The 15,383-nt window shown below is 54.8% G+C and carries 13 protein-coding genes and 2 rRNA genes (1 of these 15 only partly in view); 7 read left to right on the plus strand and 8 right to left on the minus strand.

What is annotated here, in order from left to right; genetic code table 11:
• Window positions 1–101: 101 nt before the first annotated feature.
• The gene (locus PSE_RS22340; protein ID WP_014286876.1) at window positions 102–908 is read right to left on the minus strand and encodes an enoyl-CoA hydratase/isomerase family protein; all 807 of its coding nucleotides are present in this window, start codon (window positions 906–908) and stop codon (window positions 102–104) included.
• Window positions 908–2,740, minus strand: coding sequence for an acyclic terpene utilization AtuA family protein (locus PSE_RS22345; protein WP_014286877.1), 1,833 nt, complete (start codon window positions 2,738–2,740; stop codon window positions 908–910). Before PSE_RS22345 ends, PSE_RS22340 begins: the two co-directional genes overlap by 1 nt.
• Window positions 2,741–2,859: 119 nt before the next feature.
• Here PSE_RS22345 and PSE_RS22350 point away from each other — a divergent pair, with 119 nt between their 5' ends.
• Window positions 2,860–3,483, plus strand: a complete 624-nt coding sequence (locus PSE_RS22350) for a TetR/AcrR family transcriptional regulator (protein WP_208998024.1) — start codon at window positions 2,860–2,862, stop codon at window positions 3,481–3,483.
• Between the two features lie 35 nt (window positions 3,484–3,518).
• Here the strand turns inward: PSE_RS22350 and PSE_RS22355 are convergent, their stop codons facing one another.
• Both PSE_RS22355 and PSE_RS22360 read right to left on the minus strand, forming a co-directional pair.
• Entirely contained in the window at window positions 3,519–4,583 is a 1,065-nt protein-coding gene (locus PSE_RS22355) for a hypothetical protein (RefSeq protein ID WP_148266187.1), read from the minus strand.
• 17 nt (window positions 4,584–4,600) lie between these two features.
• Window positions 4,601–5,392 carry a DUF6345 domain-containing protein gene (locus PSE_RS22360; RefSeq protein ID WP_014286880.1) on the minus strand — a complete coding sequence of 264 codons (792 nt, stop codon included), beginning with the start codon at window positions 5,390–5,392 and terminating at the stop codon, window positions 4,601–4,603.
• A 340-nt stretch (window positions 5,393–5,732) separates the two neighbouring features.
• On the opposite strand from PSE_RS22360, the gene PSE_RS22365 reads away from it, so the two are divergent.
• Both PSE_RS22365 and PSE_RS22370 read left to right on the plus strand, forming a co-directional pair.
• Complete coding sequence (locus PSE_RS22365) at window positions 5,733–6,413, plus strand: 2OG-Fe(II) oxygenase (protein WP_014286882.1); 681 nt, start codon at window positions 5,733–5,735, stop codon at window positions 6,411–6,413.
• A 162-nt stretch (window positions 6,414–6,575) separates the two neighbouring features.
• Window positions 6,576–8,906, plus strand: a complete 2,331-nt coding sequence (locus PSE_RS22370; protein ID WP_051125954.1) for a heavy metal translocating P-type ATPase — start codon at window positions 6,576–6,578, stop codon at window positions 8,904–8,906.
• On the opposite strand, the gene PSE_RS22375 is transcribed toward PSE_RS22370, so the two are convergent.
• Both PSE_RS22375 and PSE_RS22380 read right to left on the minus strand, forming a co-directional pair.
• Window positions 8,903–9,595, minus strand: a complete 693-nt coding sequence (locus PSE_RS22375) for a nitroreductase family protein (RefSeq protein WP_014286884.1) — start codon at window positions 9,593–9,595, stop codon at window positions 8,903–8,905. The two genes, PSE_RS22370 and PSE_RS22375, sit on opposite strands and share 4 nt — an antisense overlap.
• Window positions 9,596–9,803: 208 nt before the next feature.
• Window positions 9,804–10,196 (minus strand): cupin domain-containing protein, encoded by a 393-nt coding sequence (locus PSE_RS22380; RefSeq protein ID WP_014286885.1) that lies wholly within the window; start codon window positions 10,194–10,196, stop codon window positions 9,804–9,806.
• Between the two features lie 130 nt (window positions 10,197–10,326).
• Here PSE_RS22380 and PSE_RS22385 point away from each other — a divergent pair, with 130 nt between their 5' ends.
• The 4 genes from PSE_RS22385 (at window position 10,327) to PSE_RS27260 (ending at window position 12,357) form a co-directional block, all read left to right on the plus strand.
• A complete protein-coding gene (locus PSE_RS22385) occupies window positions 10,327–11,067 on the plus strand; it encodes a glycosyltransferase (protein ID WP_041769136.1) in 741 nt (246 codons plus the stop codon).
• Window positions 11,068–11,070: 3 nt separating this feature from the next.
• The gene (locus tag PSE_RS22390) at window positions 11,071–11,745 is read left to right on the plus strand and encodes a DedA family protein (protein ID WP_014286887.1); all 675 of its coding nucleotides are present in this window, start codon (window positions 11,071–11,073) and stop codon (window positions 11,743–11,745) included.
• A gap of 204 nt (window positions 11,746–11,949) precedes the next feature.
• The gene (locus tag PSE_RS22395) at window positions 11,950–12,132 is read left to right on the plus strand and encodes a hypothetical protein (RefSeq protein ID WP_014286889.1); all 183 of its coding nucleotides are present in this window, start codon (window positions 11,950–11,952) and stop codon (window positions 12,130–12,132) included.
• A gap of 36 nt (window positions 12,133–12,168) precedes the next feature.
• A complete protein-coding gene (locus PSE_RS27260) occupies window positions 12,169–12,357 on the plus strand; it encodes a hypothetical protein (protein WP_148266189.1) in 189 nt (62 codons plus the stop codon).
• Between the two features lie 956 nt (window positions 12,358–13,313).
• On the opposite strand, the gene rrf is transcribed toward PSE_RS27260, so the two are convergent.
• Both rrf and PSE_RS22405 read right to left on the minus strand, forming a co-directional pair.
• Window positions 13,314–13,428: ribosomal RNA gene (gene rrf, locus PSE_RS22400) — 5S ribosomal RNA — on the minus strand.
• An 86-nt stretch (window positions 13,429–13,514) separates the two neighbouring features.
• Window positions 13,515–15,383 (minus strand): 23S ribosomal RNA (locus PSE_RS22405); it runs 852 nt beyond the window's last position.

The following is a 15,383-nucleotide window of genomic DNA, read 5'->3' on the forward strand; positions in this document are numbered from 1 at the left end:
CAGCTCATACGCATATGAGCATACCCTGCATTTCTTCTTCCTTCACCGCATTCGAACATCTGTTATCGGGTAAACGCATACCCCTAAATTTGAGGGGCGACTTATGGAGCCCAGGACGGTTTGCGTTTCTGCAAAAACGACTTCACACCTTCCTGTCCCTCGTCCCCAACAATTGCTCTCGCAAAATAGGCAGCTGCACTCTGGCGCAATTCCTCCTGTTCAAGGAAACGCGTCTCTTCAACCACCTTCTTCGTGGCTGCAACAGCACCCGGCGCACAGGCCAGAACCTGTTGTTTTATCTCAGCTTCTGCTGCTTCAAGCTCTGCCTGACTGGCAACAGCCTGATCCACCAGACCGATGTCAAAGGCCTCGTCACCGGTCAGTTTGCTCCCCAACACGAGCATTTTCTTGGCTTTCTGGTAGCCCAGCCGCTTGGTCACGTACTGAGCAATCTGAGCCGGCGGCAAACCAATCCGCGTCTCAGTAAAAGCAAACTTGGCATCTTGCGTGGCCACCACAAAATCACAGGCACACGCCATGCCCAGGCCGCCAGCCATGGCTGCGCCCTCCACCAAAGCAATGGTCACTTGTGGCTGATGAGCGATCATTCCAAAAAACGCGGCAGCTTCCAGACTGATCTTCTGCGCGATGGCTTCAGCCTCATCACCACCAGCCATGATCTGCTGGAAGGACTTCAGATCACCACCAGCACAGAACACACCACCAGCACCGGTGAACGTAATGCCACGCACGCTGCGGTCATCCTGCACATCCCGCAGAACCTTAGAGATTTCAGCAATCACTTCGCCAGTCAGCGGATTCCGTTTTTCCGGCTGGTTCAACGTGATAGTCATCCAGCCATCTTGCTGCGCAACCAGCACAGCATCCGTGGTTGGTGCATCAGTCATCACATCACCTCCTGCGCGATGGAGTGCGGAACGGAAACACTGTGCCTCAACAGGATCTGGCTATAGGCCTTCGCCTGCGGGTCCAGCCGCAAGCTGGCAATGCCACCACCGCCCAGCACATCATCAATCAGGAAGTTGAGTGCATGACAGCCCGGCAGATAGAAACGGGCCACCTTGCCCGGATTGAAATGCGCAAAGGTTTTGGCAACCGCCTCTTCACTCAAAGCCGCTACAATCCATGGCAGCCACTCTGCTTTTCGCGCGATAACGCCAATGTTTGCCTTATCGCCCTTGTCACCGCTGCGGGCATAAGCAAGCTTGATCAATGGCACTTCTGTAAGCGCGTCATCTGAAGCAGGCGCACCCGAAACTTCAGCAGCTTCAACTGAGGCGGCAGCCTCTGCTGCAACAACCTGCTCAAACGCCACAGTCTCACCTTCCAGCGAAACTTTGGGAGACACGGCAGACTGCTCAACAAGGAAAGAGAACAACCGCACAACAGGAGAAGGCTTAGGCCGTCCGCCGTTAAAGGTCGTCATGCCCGGCGCAACAGAAAGGCCAAGGCCGGTCAGCTCCCGCAGCAACAAACCAGCTGCCCGCTGGTCCACGTGCCGTGCGGCGATCTTCAAAACAACTTCTTCGTAAGTGCCCCGGCTGACAGGGGCTTCCCCTATCTGAGATCCTGCCCCCACGATCTCAACGGAAACTTCCTGATAGCCGGGCGCACCAAGTTTCTTCATAACTGTCTCAGCGCGGCCAAGGGCAAGGTCAGCAAAAACCTTCGCTTTCTCACCTGCATCAAAGCCCACATATGGCACCATCAATCCGATGCGGAACCCATCCGCCCACGTGGCAGAAACCTTCAGGCTCTCAGGCGCAGCACGCCCTTTCGCACCAGAAACATGCACACTCTCAGAGGTCTTCGCCTCAATCATTACCTGGGAAAAATCGCAGGTTACATCTGGCAGCAGGTAAGCTTGCGGATTGCCGATCTCATAAACCAACTGTTCCGCAACCGTGCCAACACTCACAAGGCCACCGCTGCCTTCAGGCTTACTCAGATCGCAGCTGCCATCTTCATAGACAGTCGCAATCGGATAACCGATCTTCTTCACATCTGGCACATCCCGCCAGTCAGTAAAGTTGCCGCCAGTCACTTGCGTTCCACACTCCAGCAAATGCCCAACAAGGCTACCGGCTGAGAGGCGATCATAATCCGCCCAGTCCCAGCCAAAAGCATGCGCACAAGCCGCAAGCGTCAACGCACTGTCAGCGCATCGACCCGTAATCACAATATCTGCACCCGCCCCCAAAGCAGCAACAACGGGCTGCGCACCAAGATAGGCGTTGATGGAAGCAACCTTCTCCGCTTTCGGGAAGGCTTCACCGGAGAACATCTCAGTGACACCGGCCTCTTTATAGGCAGAGGCTTCCGCCAGCAGGTCATCACCGGTCACAACAGCAACTTTCAGATCCAGCTTCTGTGCAGCAATCAACTCACGGATCTTGGCAGCGCAACTCTCCGGGTTCACGCCGCCTGCATTGCTTAAAATCTTTGTCTTGGAAGCCGCGATCGTTTTCAGATTGAGCCCAAGCACCTGCTCAACAAAATCCGTCGCATATCCAAGATCAGGAGACTTCTGACGCGCCCTTGCCATGATGGAAAGAGTGATCTCTGCCAGATAGTCATAGACGATGTAATCGAGCCCGCCAGCGCGCAACAATTGCCCCGTAGACGCGTTGGAGTCACCCCAAAACCCGCAAGCACCCCCAATGCGAATGGGCTGCTTACGTTTACTAGAGCTTTGATTTTCCGTGTTTTTCATGGTCATTTTGACGGAAACCTCTTTTACATACCAAACGTACGGTATATACTCCTTCCCAATACGTCAAGTATTTCAGCAAGAACCCCGTCTTAAGGCTAAGGTTGATCATGGTAAGCAAGTTGGACATGAAGAAGCAGCGCGGTGAAAACACACGCAAGGCCCTCATTAAGTCGACCATCGATTGCCTCGACCGGCTTGGCTATGCGGAAACTTCCATCAACCGGGTGCTGGAAGGCGTTGATGTCAGCCGCGGTGCGCTGATGCACCACTTCCCCTCAAAGGAAGATCTGGTCATTGGTACGGTGGACTTTCTGCTCTCAAGAATTCTGCGCCACTACCAGCAGGAAAGCCCAAGCTCCTTCCCGTTCGCACAGATCACGCAAGCTGAGGGTGGCACACTGGCAGATGCTCTCGTGACTTATTGGCGAAACATCATCGACACACCGGAAGGCCGGGCATTCTCTGAAATCATCATGGCAACGCGCACCGATAAAGCACTGTCACAGCGCATCTCGCCAAAGCTGGAAGACTGGAACGACCAGCTCAACCAGTTCTTCCTGCCTCCGGGTCTGGACAAAGCAGCGGAAGAGGACATGACCCTCACCCTCCTCATCTGGCGCTCCTTCATCCGCGGCATGATCTTCCAGCAAGAGTTCCACAGCGACCCCGCCTACGTCGAAAAAATCATCCGCAAATTCGCCACGATCATGGAACCACACCTGAAGATGGTTCAGTCCCAGAACGACTGATCAAACTGTGAGAGGAAATAGGCGCTTGAATGCACCTACTTGCTGCGTTTGGGTTCATTGCTTTTCACAGGAGTCGGCGCGGTAAAGTCGAATGGCTTTGCCTTCTCATCCACCAGAGAGAAACCGAGAATTCTGCGCCGGCTACTAACACGCTGTCCCTTGTCCGTGGTCGTACCTTCAGAGAAAGAAACCACTAACATCGGTTCAAGCAAGGCACTACGTTCACCATCAGGCATGGCGTACATCACCCGGCTCCAGGCCACTTGCGGTGACACGTTGGCGCTAAGCGTCTGGTAGAACCGCACAGTAAGACGGTTAGGATCGATTTCCACTGGCAGGCGCTTGCCATCTTCCTCTGGCTCAACCTTCTCATCGGTGAACTTGACCAGAGGTGTCACACCGCCAAACCGCATCGACCCAATTTGGCCGTTGGCCATGACACCCACACGAACCCCAGCATTAGCCAGTTCGACACCCTCAATCCGTGGTCGATAAGTAACGCGGTACTCTAGGATCTGACTGCGACCTGGCTGTGCTTTCCGCGAGCCACTACCAACGCGGCGGTAGCCGATCTGAATCGCTGCATTGCTATAGAGGCGACGGGTCAGGATCCCCTGCTCCGATAACGCGTCGATCACCTTGTTGGCTCGGGCAACTGCTTCATCCACGCTGATCCGTCCAAGAGGTTCACGGATCACGTCAATCTCTTCATTAATTAGCCGAATTTCATCAAAATCTGCGTCATACCGGGCGAGGATCCGAGGGGCTGCGGGCACACGTGCCCACGTGCCAGCCTCGTCTCCATAAAGCACTTCCTTCAGTGCGGCGTCCATCTTTTCAGAACGGTACCCGTCAAGCATGAGCGCTATCGCAGCTTCGGTTGCATCGATCACTTGTTGGGCGTCACGATCATCGCGCCAGGTCATCCGGATCACCGGAAGCTCCAGCCCAACCTCAAATGCCGGGGCCTTGTATTGTTCGTTCCGTTCCCGAAGCAGCGGCGCTGTATTCCTGTTATCAATACGCTTCTGTTCTTGCTGGGCAGTCGCCGTTAAGGTCAGAGCAGCCAAGGCGACAACGGACAAAGAAATACGTCTCATCAACATCTCACCCCCCCTCAGCAACCACTTTGGCCATTGTCAAACATCAGGTAGCAGTAGTGAGTATCCGGGCTTGGAGCCTGATAAAGAAGTGTCTGATCGCGCAACTTCGCAGTATCCTGCACCCAATCACAATGGTTCGGCGACAGACCAAAAGTGAGAGCGATTGGGGAGTTGTCACCGGTAAACCAGCCAGGCCGATCTTCCATCTCTTCAATCCAGGCGCGTTCATTTCTCAGATCATCCGTTTCACGGAAAAAGTCACGAGGCTGGTCATCTTTGACCGATGGCGAGTTGTGATACCCAAAGGTCTGCCGGATCGCTTGGTCGAAATGGCTCGACAGGCTGTCCAGGTTGACCGTGCAACTTGTAACCCACATCGCATAAACGGCCTCGTCACCGCCTTGAGTGCCAAGTCGCGTAGAGTTCGGAAAACTGACCGTGCAAACACCATTGCGCTGAAAACCGAATTGAATAAGCGCTCGCCAACCATGCCCGGCATAGACGGACAATGTGCGTGCATCCCCGGCAACGTGGTCAATCCCACCTAAGTTCTGCTCAATGAAATCTTCAGGCCAAGCGTTTGCATTGGACCAGCGTGTACCCGTCCACCCCCGATTGTTAAGCTCGCTGCGTAGGCTTGACGTAACATCGTTCAAGTCGGAATTTTGACAGCCATTACCAGTAAAATCTGTCGACTCGTCAATCCAATAATTAGCGCCATCGGCACTCGCGGGATTAGCAACCAGACATGCCAGCATGGCACCAATCACTGTTTTCAAAAATGGAACAGAACCACGTACTCTCATCGGGGAGCTCCCCTTAACGCTGCAAAAAGATACAAATTATCAAAACAACGAGATCACCATACGGTATGTGAGCTGCATTCAACATTACTGCAATTCAGGGGTGCAAATGAGACGAGTAAGCAACGTAACTTCTTGCGTGGATGAGCTTTCAACTGCACCAATTACGCTCAAATTCGCGTTAAAACGAACTGCTGTTTTTCATTGGGCATTTTCGACGATTGCAAGCCGACATTGTTCAGCCCCTAAGCTGGCATTAAGTACCTCCCGCCTGTTCCAAGCCAACAACCACCTGCAGTAACGCCCATGCAACAAAAGCACGGCAGCGCAGGAGGAGGACTTTATGAATCGCCCAAACTCAGCAAGCCTCATCAGCGCGTCCATCTTTCATGCACTTCGCCAAGCAACACCTCACAAAGCCCCGTTTTTGCACTGGACAGCAGACAACCTGCTGCCCCAGCCCATTCTGACGGACTTTCAAAGCTTACCCACTTGCATACGTGAGATGGACTACAGCGAAGGCCAACGGGCGACCAACAACAAGCTGCGCCAATATCTGCACAGCGACAGCTTCATGAAGTTTGAAGCTGAGCAGGAGTTCGCCTCCGCCTTTCAGGCCCCGCAAATGATCGAGCTGTTCTATGAGAAATGCGGAGTGGATCTCACAGGTACCTACCTGCGCATCGAGTATACATGCGATCAGGAAGGTTTCTGGCTAGAACCACACACCGACATTGGCGCCAAGAAGTTCACCCTGATGATCTACCTTTCAGAAGCCTTCGGTGAAGAATGGGGCACCTCTTTGTACTCCGATAAAGAGACCTTCCACTCCAACACACCATGGTCTCCCAACCGGGCCATGTTCTTCATCCCCTCCGATGACTCCTGGCACGGCTTTGAGAAGCGTGAGATCAGCGCTCCACGCAAGAGCCTCATCATCAACTACGTCACCTCAGAATGGCGTGCACGGCATGAACTGGCCTTCCCGGAAGCTCTCACAGAACGCCTCACAATCGCTGCCTGACACCCGGCTTGGGCAGTTTGAGCCAAATCCAATCGATCCCATTAAGCTCTGCCTAGGGATGCTGCGAGTTCTCACTAGGCATTAATCCTTTCAGGCAGGGCAAAGGCTTATGATCTGCGCTGGTGAAACGCGAGCTTGTTGGATCAGGGAGCCTTTTGACCGATGGACGAGGCATCAAACACACCCACCTCCGGTACCACAGAACAAGACCCGGTCTGCGGTATGCAGGTCACCGTCACCGCTGAAACCCTTGCCGCTGACTTCGCTGGAAAGTCCTACCACTTCTGCTCCGAAAAATGCTCCCGTAAGTTCGAGGGCGATCCCTACTTCTACGCAAGTGGCAACAGCAAAAAGCAGCAGGACGCCAACGCGCAGGACATCGACTACACCTGCCCTATGCACCCGCAGATCGTCCAGAAAGGCCCCGGTGAGTGCTCCATCTGCGGCATGGCACTGGAGCCCATGACCGTCACCAGCAGTGATGAGCCCAGCCACGAACTCGTTGACTTCACCCGCCGTTTCTGGCTCAGCGCGGTCCTCGCAATCCCACTCCTCGCCATCACTATGGGCCCTTTCATCGGCCTTCCTTTCCGCGAGTGGATCGGCGAACCAACTGCCATCTATGTCGAGTTCGTCCTGGCCTCTCCAGTTGTCCTCTGGGCAGGCGTTCCTTTATTCAAGCGCGGCATCAAATCCATCACCACATGGAACCTCAATATGTGGACCCTGATCACCCTCGGTGTCGGGGCAGCCTATCTCTACTCCCTCGTCGCCACGTTCCTGCCCGGCCTGTTCCCCCCGGGCATCCGTGCCGCCACCGGTCACCCACCCGTCTACTATGAGGCCGCTGCCGTCATCGTCGCGCTGATCTTCATGGGGCAGGTGCTGGAACTGCGCGCCCGCGAGCGCACCGGTGACGCCATCCGCGCCCTCTTGGACCTCGCCCCCAAAACCGCCCGCCGCGTCCTCGACGACGGCACCGAGTACGACGCCCCGCTTGAAAACATCATGACCGGCGACAAGCTCCGCGTCCGCCCCGGCGAGGCCATCCCCGTCGACTCCCGCGTCATAGACGGCCAGTCTTACGTGGACGAAAGCATGATCACCGGCGAACCCATCGCCCTTGAGAAGAACGTCGACGACACCGTCACCGGCGGCACACTCAACAAAAACGGCACGCTCATCATCGAGGCTATCAACGTCGGCGCTGATACCATGCTCTCCAAGATCGTCGCCATGGTCTCCTCCGCACAACGCTCCCGCGCGCCCATTCAAGGCATGGCAGACAAGGTCTCCGCCTACTTCGTCCCAACAGTCGTTGGCATCTCGATCCTGTCTTTCTTCATCTGGCTCATCGTCGGCCCGGCGCCATCCCTCTCCTACGCCATCATCGTCGCCGTCTCCGTGCTCATCATCGCCTGCCCGTGCGCACTGGGTCTCGCCACCCCCATGTCCATCATGACCGCCAGCGGCAGAGGTGCACAGGCCGGCGTCCTTATCAAAGACGCCACCGCTCTGGAGCTCATGTCCAAAGTCGACACCCTCATCGTCGACAAGACCGGCACCATCACGGAAGGCAAACCAACCGTCACCTCAATCCATGCGTTCTCGGAGGAGTACACCGAAGACCAGCTGCTCCACGTCGCCGCCTCCATTGAAAAAGGCTCAGAACACCCGCTGGCAGAAGCCATCGTCAACGCGGCTAATTACAGAGGTATGGCGCTCTCCAACTCAGATGACTTTGAGGCGCACACCGGCAAAGGCGTCAGCGCAAAGGTAGACGACAACGTCTACGCCATCGGCAACCCGGCCATCTTCGGCCTGACCGACAAGATCTCCGAAGAGATGAAGCAAAAGCATCAATCCCTCAGCGAGACGGGCAACACCAGCATCTACATCTCGAACAAAGAGAAAGTCATCGGCCTCATCGCCATCTCTGATCCGATCAAAGAGAACGCAAGTAAAGCCATCAAGCAGCTGCATGAGGCAGGCATCAAAGTCATCATGGCAACGGGAGACAACGCCCTCACAGCCAAAACCGTGGCTGCCACTGTGGGCATTGATGAGTTCAAAGCAGAAGCCCTGCCGGAAGACAAGAAAACCCTGATCGATCAGCTCCACACCTCCAGCGCCATGGTGGCCATGGCAGGTGACGGCGTCAACGACGCACCGGCTCTGGCCTCCGCGGATGTGGGTCTGGCCATGGGAACAGGCGCCGACGTCGCCGTTGAAAGCGCAGGCATCACCCTGCTCAATGGCGACCTCACCGGCATCGTCCGTGCCCGCAAGCTCGCCATCGGTTCACTGCGCAACATCCGCCAGAACCTGTTCCTGGCGTTTGTCTATAATTCTGCAGGTGTTCCCATCGCAGCAGGCATTCTCTACCCCTTCACCGGAGCCCTGCTCTCACCCATGATCGCAGCGCTGGCCATGAGCCTTTCATCCTTCTGCGTGGTCATGAACTCCCTGCGGCTGAAGAACCTGAAGCTCTAATCAGCAACCGTCAGGATTTCCGAGAGCGGCTTCTTCAGTTTCGCAACCGAAGGCACCTTTGCATCTTCTGCCGGATGTCCCACCGCAATAATCATGATCGGCTTTTCAGAGTCCGGACGATCCAGCATGCCGTTAAGAAACTTCATCGGGTTCGGCGTGTGGGTCAGTGAAACCAATCCGGCATGGTGCAGCGCGGTCAGCAGGAAGCCACAGGCAATACCAGTACTTTCAGGCACGTAATAGTTCTTGTAGCGCGTGCCATCCTCAAACTGGCCCCAGCGCTGCGCAAACACCACGATCAGCCACGGCGCTTCTTCCAGATGAGGTTTATGGTCATTGGTCCCAATCGGCTCCAACGCCTTGATCCATTCATCACCAGCTCCGCCATCATAAAACCGGCGCTCTTCTTCTTCCGCCGCATCACGAATACGCTTCTTGAAGTCAGGTTGAGAGATCGCCACAAAATGCCATGGCTGATGGTTTGCACCGGAAGGCGCGGTCCCCGCAGTGCGGATGCATTCTTCAATCACTTCACGGACGACAGGGCGGTCAGAAAAGTCCCGCACCGTATGGCGACGCTTCATCTTGTCATAAAAGGCTTTCACAGCCTCAAGCATCTGTTCATCGCTCAGGTCCATACGGTCCGGCAGATCCACCGGCTCATACTTGATGTGTTCTTTGGCAAACATCCTGTTCCCCCGCTTTCCGGATATTCTTTTATGTGTGAGCCAGGCAGATAAAGCCTCCCAGCATCCTGCAGCTCACATAAGGTCTCAGCAAGCTAAAGTGTATCTCCGAAAAGTGGAAACTGGTTTTCGGACAAAGATACGCAGAAATAACGACTAAAGCAGAATTACGGCCAAATCTATTGAACTTGCCTCCAGAGAGCTGAGCTGATCACGATTTCCCATCCGGCACCCAGCGCCGGGAAACCTCCGTGCTATTCTCATAACTGGCCTCAAAAATCGGTGCTGCCAAAGTCGCCCGAACGTGCAGCTTGCCTTCTCCAATATTCTGAAACCCATGCAAACACCCGGCAGGGATCAAAACACTCTGATTGGTCATGGCAACATGGGTTTCATTTCCGCAGGTGATCTCCGCAGTGCCCTCAATCACCTCCAGCAGTTCTTCAACCGCATGCAAGTGCCGCGGCGCCCCACTTCCCGGCTCACACCACTGGTCAAAAATACAAAGCTGACGAGATCCATTGACCGCTGAAACCCGCATCTGGGTCATCACCCCACCCCGCCACTCTTCCAGTGCCTGCGTATTATGATCAAACAGAGTCATCACAAACCTCCATCCAAAGAACCTGACCTCCCTTTTAACCACCAAAGGCAAAGAGTTTCGAAATCAGGTTCAGGTGCTCTTCAGTTTGACCGCGCAAACCAATGCTCAGAAAGGCTTGGAAGGCACGCTCATGACCACGATCGATCTCTCAATTGTCATCATCACCTTGAATGAGGAACACCACCTCCCGCGTCTGCTGGCAGATCTGAACCTGCAAACATGGCAGAACTTCGAGATCATCCATGTGGACAGTGCCAGCACAGACAACACGGTGCCTCTGTCAAAGCACCATGCCAAAAACTTCAAGCACTATCGTATCGTGCAAATGGAAAAGCGCGGTGTCAGCCTAGGCCGCAACACGGGTGCAGCGCAGGCCAAAGGCCGCCGCATCTTGTTTCTGGATGCAGATACCCGACTGCCACCAAACTTTCTGGCTGAATCCATGTGGGAGCTGGAGTATCGCAGCCTCGACATCGGCATCGTCCTCATGTCCAGCTATCGCCTGCCAGCCAAACAGGTGATCGGCTATGAACTGATGAACCTCGGCATAGCCCTCAGCCGACGTTTCTTCCCAACCGCAGTCGGCGCATGCCTGTTCTCAACACCGCAAACCCACGAAGCCATTGGTGGTTTCGATGAAAAGCTGAAGCTTTGCGAAGACTGCAACTACGTCCTCAAAGCTCAGAAAACTGGCCGGTTCTCGGGGCAAATCATCAAGCCCCGCTTCATGTTCAATCCGCGCCGCCTCAATCAGGATGGCATCCTGCGAACGGGCTGGACCTATCTCAAAGCCAACATGCTGCGCTTCTTCAAAGGCGAACTTTACAAAAACGAAGTCTCCTACGAGTTCGGCCACTACAGCAACACGTAAGTCATGCAGGATCTTGTCACCACCTTCAACGGGCCCCTCAGCTATGCCCTGTTGGCAGCCATTACCTTCGGTGATGCTCTCATCGGCCCAAGCTTCTTTGTCTTTGGCGAAATCGCATTCCTCGCAGCCGGAGCCCTCTATGCAACCTCTGGCGATCCCTGGCCGATCATAGTGGTTATGATCGCCGCATTACTGGCAGACATCACAAGCTACATACTCGGCAGAGTGTACGGCACTCGAGCCATTCTGCGCTTTCTCAAACCCTTGAAGCGACGCCGCGCATGGCACAAGGCCCGCACTGCCCTGCAAAAGCACGCAGTCCCGTTCATCATCTCCGCCCGCATCCTTGGACCACTGGCCTGGATCACACCTTTTCTCAGCGGCGCCAGCAACATCCCCGCCTCTCGCTTCCTGCCAGCAACAACAGGTGGCGTCCTCCTAGGCGTAGGCCAATTCTGCCTCTACGGCGCCCTGAGCACCAAAGGCCTAGAAGCCCTACATCCTTACTGGCAACCAGTCACCACCTTCCTCCAGACCCACTACAAACTCCTCCTCCCAGCCACCATAGCCCCAACCGCCTACTTGACCTTCCGACACACACAGCTCCTCCTCACCGACAAACTGCTGCTGGTAACCATCATTTCCGGAAGCATCTTCCTCACGGCTAACATGATCTGACTTCACGGTGCCCATTTAGATAAGGATGGGGAGCTCGGTGCTGGCATCTGGCATCTGGCATCTGGCATCTGGCATCTGGCATCTGGCATCTGGCATCTGGCAGATATTGAAGTATCAGCCGTTCAACAAACCAGTTCTCACAAGCTAGCATGCTATTCGGACAGCAAAATCGCCCTGTTTCCCGACAGGCTGCGGGAAGAGATCATGAGCGACGTTAGCTGGCACAAGAACCTCGCCTGCACCCGTAACAACATCAGCCTGTTCAAATACATCGAACTTGCCCTTCAGAACCCTCTGCCTGTTTCAGAGCTTTATCTTTGGACCCAGCTTGCAGTGAGCGCCTATCAGCTTCCCGAGGGTTGGGTCGACCTGTTCCACATGCGCTGATGGCAGGTCGTTCAGAGCAGCGGTACGAGCACCTATATGGTTACCATCCGCAGGGACCATAACTTGTCGATCACCTACGACAAGTCCATCCCCACCTTGCTTTACAGCATCGTCCCAAGCGTTGACTACGCCGGGATCTGCTCAACGCACAACTGGAGCAAAGCGCACTTATTGAGAGCCCCCATGCCACAGTTGACCTCCGCAGATGCGGTAGAGGATGACTAGGAATACATCACCGACGGGTGCGCTCTGGTTGCCGGATCAAAGGGGATAACTCTGAGTAGGCAGTGTCGCAAGTGCGTGGGTTGCAAGAGGGATAAGTTGGCCTGCTATCGTGTTTGAGCCAACTTCAGCCGAGCTTGCGTGATCAGCAGCTGCATTCACTTCGCATAAGAGATATTCCCTCCGTATCCCCGAGGGCCTACAGAAGGCCATCTCTCAGAGACCTCCGTGGAGCGGTGATATCTCGTTGCAGCGGTCCTCACCTAGTACCATTTCTTATGGCGTCACCTTCTGAGTTGTCCCCGTAACCGATAAGCCCCACCAGCACTCCCAAAGATCACTGCTTAGCCCCAGCTTCAACCCAACAACGCTATCTGAACGCAAATCTTTCAAACCAACGCACATAAGAACGCAAAGCCGCCAATCTCTAAAAGGCCCACCTCTCAACCACCAAACATCCACTTTTCCCAACATCCAGCCATCCCACCAAACGCTCAAACCAACTCCACCTCAAGCCCCAACTTCACGCCAATCGCAAACCGAAGCTCAAATCCAGCCCACAACTCCCCAGCACCAAAGTCTCAAGGAGAACATTACGGGAATAGACCACGACCAAAACATGCCTCATGCTCCAGACATGCAACAACGCAGACGGACAAGTCCGGGTTCTTTGACAACTGAAGAAAGAGAAATATGAGTGCGGGTTGGTAGCTGACGCCATCATCAATTTGGCGTTTGACTGACAGTAAGTTGCAATCGCAGCCAGTTTCTCTGCGAGGGAGTGCTTTGTTTTGAGGGCTTTAGAACTTACATTTTCCGCCGCATCAGATTTATGACGCGAAGCCCCGGCTTACAGCATCCACCTTCAAACGCACAAAAGCCCCCGCGCGGTGTGCATCGGGGGCTTTTGTGTGATTTTGTGTTCTGTTTGATTTTGAGGAGTTGTGTGTCTTATTCATGCCCGGCGGCGCCCTACTCTCCCGCGTCTTAAGACGAAGTACCATTGGCGCAGGGGCGTTTCACTTCCGAGTTCGGGATGGGATCGGGTGGGGGCGCCCCGCCATAGCCACCGGGCAGGAATAAGTCACATATGAACTGGTCTGTTTTGTTTTTTTCAAGCTCTGCGTTTTAGCAGTTTTTATGATTATAGCTTAATGGGAGTGATCAAGATCGATCGAGCTATTAGTAAGGCTCAGCTTCGGATGTTACCACCCTTCCACATGCCTCCTATCGACGTGGTGGTCTTCCACGGCTCTCAAGGGATATCTAGTTTTGAGGTTGGTTTCCCGCTTAGATGCCTTCAGCGGTTATCCATTCCGTACATAGCTACCCTGCAATGCGGCTGGCGCCACAACAGGTCCACCAGAGGTACGTCCATCCCGGTCCTCTCGTACTAGGGACAGATCCTCTCAAATTTCCTACACCCACGGCAGATAGGGACCGAACTGTCTCGCGACGTTCTGAACCCAGCTCACGTACCGCTTTAATTGGCGAACAGCCAAACCCTTGGGACCTGCTCCAGCCCCAGGATGCGATGAGCCGACATCGAGGTGCCAAACAATGCCGTCGATATGGACTCTTGGGCATCATCAGCCTGTTATCCCCGGCGTACCTTTTATCCGTTGAGCGATGGCCCTTCCACGAGGGACCACCGGATCACTATGACCGACTTTCGTCTCTGCTCGACTTGTCAGTCTCGCAGTCAGGCAGGCTTATGCCATTGCACTCAACGAGCGATTTCCGACCGCTCTGAGCCTACCTTCGCGCGCCTCCGTTACCATTTGGGAGGCGACCGCCCCAGTCAAACTACCCGCCACACACGGTCCCGGATATTGTAGTACCGCGGTTAGATATCCATGAGGACAAGGGTGGTATTTCAAGGATGGCTCCACCCGAGCTGGCGCCCGGGGTTCAACGCCTACCACCTATCCTACACATGTCATCACGAATACCAGTGTGAAGCTGTAGTAAAGGTGCACGGGGTCTTTCCGTCTGACCGCAGGAACCCCGCATCTTCACGGGGAATTCAATTTCACTGAGTCTGTGCTGGAGACAGCGGGGAAGTCGTTACGCCATTCGTGCAGGTCGGAACTTACCCGACAAGGAATTTCGCTACCTTAGGACCGTTATAGTTACGGCCGCCGTTTACTGGGGCTTCAATTCGGTGCTTGCACACCTCCTCTTAACCTTCCAGCACCGGGCAGGCGTCAGACCCTATACGTCGCCTTGCGGCTTCGCAGAGCCCTGTGTTTTTGATAAACAGTCGCAACCCCCTATTCTGTGCCCCCGATACAAAGTTGCCTTCGTACCGGGCTCCCTTCTCGCGAACTTACGGGAGCAATTTGCCGAGTTCCTTCAGCACAGTTCTCTCAAGCGCCTTGGTATACTCTACCTGTCCACCTGTGTCGGTTTCGGGTACGGTCTTAGCGTGGGAGCTATTTCCAGGAACACCTTCACCGCATCTCCAATCCAATAAGGAGATACGATACACGGCATCCGTCACTACCCACTGGCCGGGGAATATTAACCCCGTTCCCATCGACTACGCCTTTCGGCCTCGCCTTAGGGGCCGGCTAACCCTGCGCCGATTAGCGTTGCGCAGGAACCCTTGGACTTTCGGCGAGAGGGTCTCTCACCCTCTTTATCGTTACTCATGTCAGCATTCGCACTTCTGATACCTCCAGCAGCCCTCACGGGTCCACCTTCATCAGCTTACAGAACGCTCCGCTACCGCGCGTCATAAGACGCACCCGCAGTTTCGGTGTATGGCTTTAGCCCCGGTACATTTTCGGCGCGGAGACCCTTATTTAGACCAGTGAGCTGTTACGCTTTCTTTAAATGATGGCTGCTTCTAAGCCAACATCCTGGTTGTTTTGGGATCTCTACATCCTTTCCCACTTAGCCATAACTTAGGGACCTTAACTGGCGGTCAGGGTTGTTTCCCTCTCCACAATGGACGTTAGCACCCACTGTGTGTCTGCCCTGCAGTACTTCCTGGTATTCGGAGTTTGGTTAGGATCAGTAAGGCG

The organism is Pseudovibrio sp. FO-BEG1, from assembly GCF_000236645.1.
In the GTDB taxonomy this organism is placed as follows: Bacteria; Pseudomonadota; Alphaproteobacteria; order Rhizobiales; family Stappiaceae; genus Pseudovibrio.

Coding starts and splice junctions, on each gene's coding strand:
- PSE_RS22340 (WP_014286876.1), bottom strand. CDS start 908: ATGACTGATGCACCAACCACGGATGCTGTGCTGGTTGCGCAGCAAGAT.
- PSE_RS22345 (WP_014286877.1), bottom strand. CDS start 2,740: ATGACCATGAAAAACACGGAAAATCAAAGCTCTAGTAAACGTAAGCAG.
- PSE_RS22350 (WP_208998024.1), top strand. CDS start 2,860: ATGAAGAAGCAGCGCGGTGAAAACACACGCAAGGCCCTCATTAAGTCG.
- PSE_RS22355 (WP_148266187.1), bottom strand. CDS start 4,583: ATGAGACGTATTTCTTTGTCCGTTGTCGCCTTGGCTGCTCTGACCTTA.
- PSE_RS22360 (WP_014286880.1), bottom strand. CDS start 5,392: ATGAGAGTACGTGGTTCTGTTCCATTTTTGAAAACAGTGATTGGTGCC.
- PSE_RS22365 (WP_014286882.1), top strand. CDS start 5,733: ATGAATCGCCCAAACTCAGCAAGCCTCATCAGCGCGTCCATCTTTCAT.
- PSE_RS22370 (WP_051125954.1), top strand. CDS start 6,576: ATGGACGAGGCATCAAACACACCCACCTCCGGTACCACAGAACAAGAC.
- PSE_RS22375 (WP_014286884.1), bottom strand. CDS start 9,595: ATGTTTGCCAAAGAACACATCAAGTATGAGCCGGTGGATCTGCCGGAC.
- PSE_RS22380 (WP_014286885.1), bottom strand. CDS start 10,196: ATGACTCTGTTTGATCATAATACGCAGGCACTGGAAGAGTGGCGGGGT.
- PSE_RS22385 (WP_041769136.1), top strand. CDS start 10,327: ATGACCACGATCGATCTCTCAATTGTCATCATCACCTTGAATGAGGAA.
- PSE_RS22390 (WP_014286887.1), top strand. CDS start 11,071: ATGCAGGATCTTGTCACCACCTTCAACGGGCCCCTCAGCTATGCCCTG.
- PSE_RS22395 (WP_014286889.1), top strand. CDS start 11,950: ATGAGCGACGTTAGCTGGCACAAGAACCTCGCCTGCACCCGTAACAAC.
- PSE_RS27260 (WP_148266189.1), top strand. CDS start 12,169: ATGGTTACCATCCGCAGGGACCATAACTTGTCGATCACCTACGACAAG.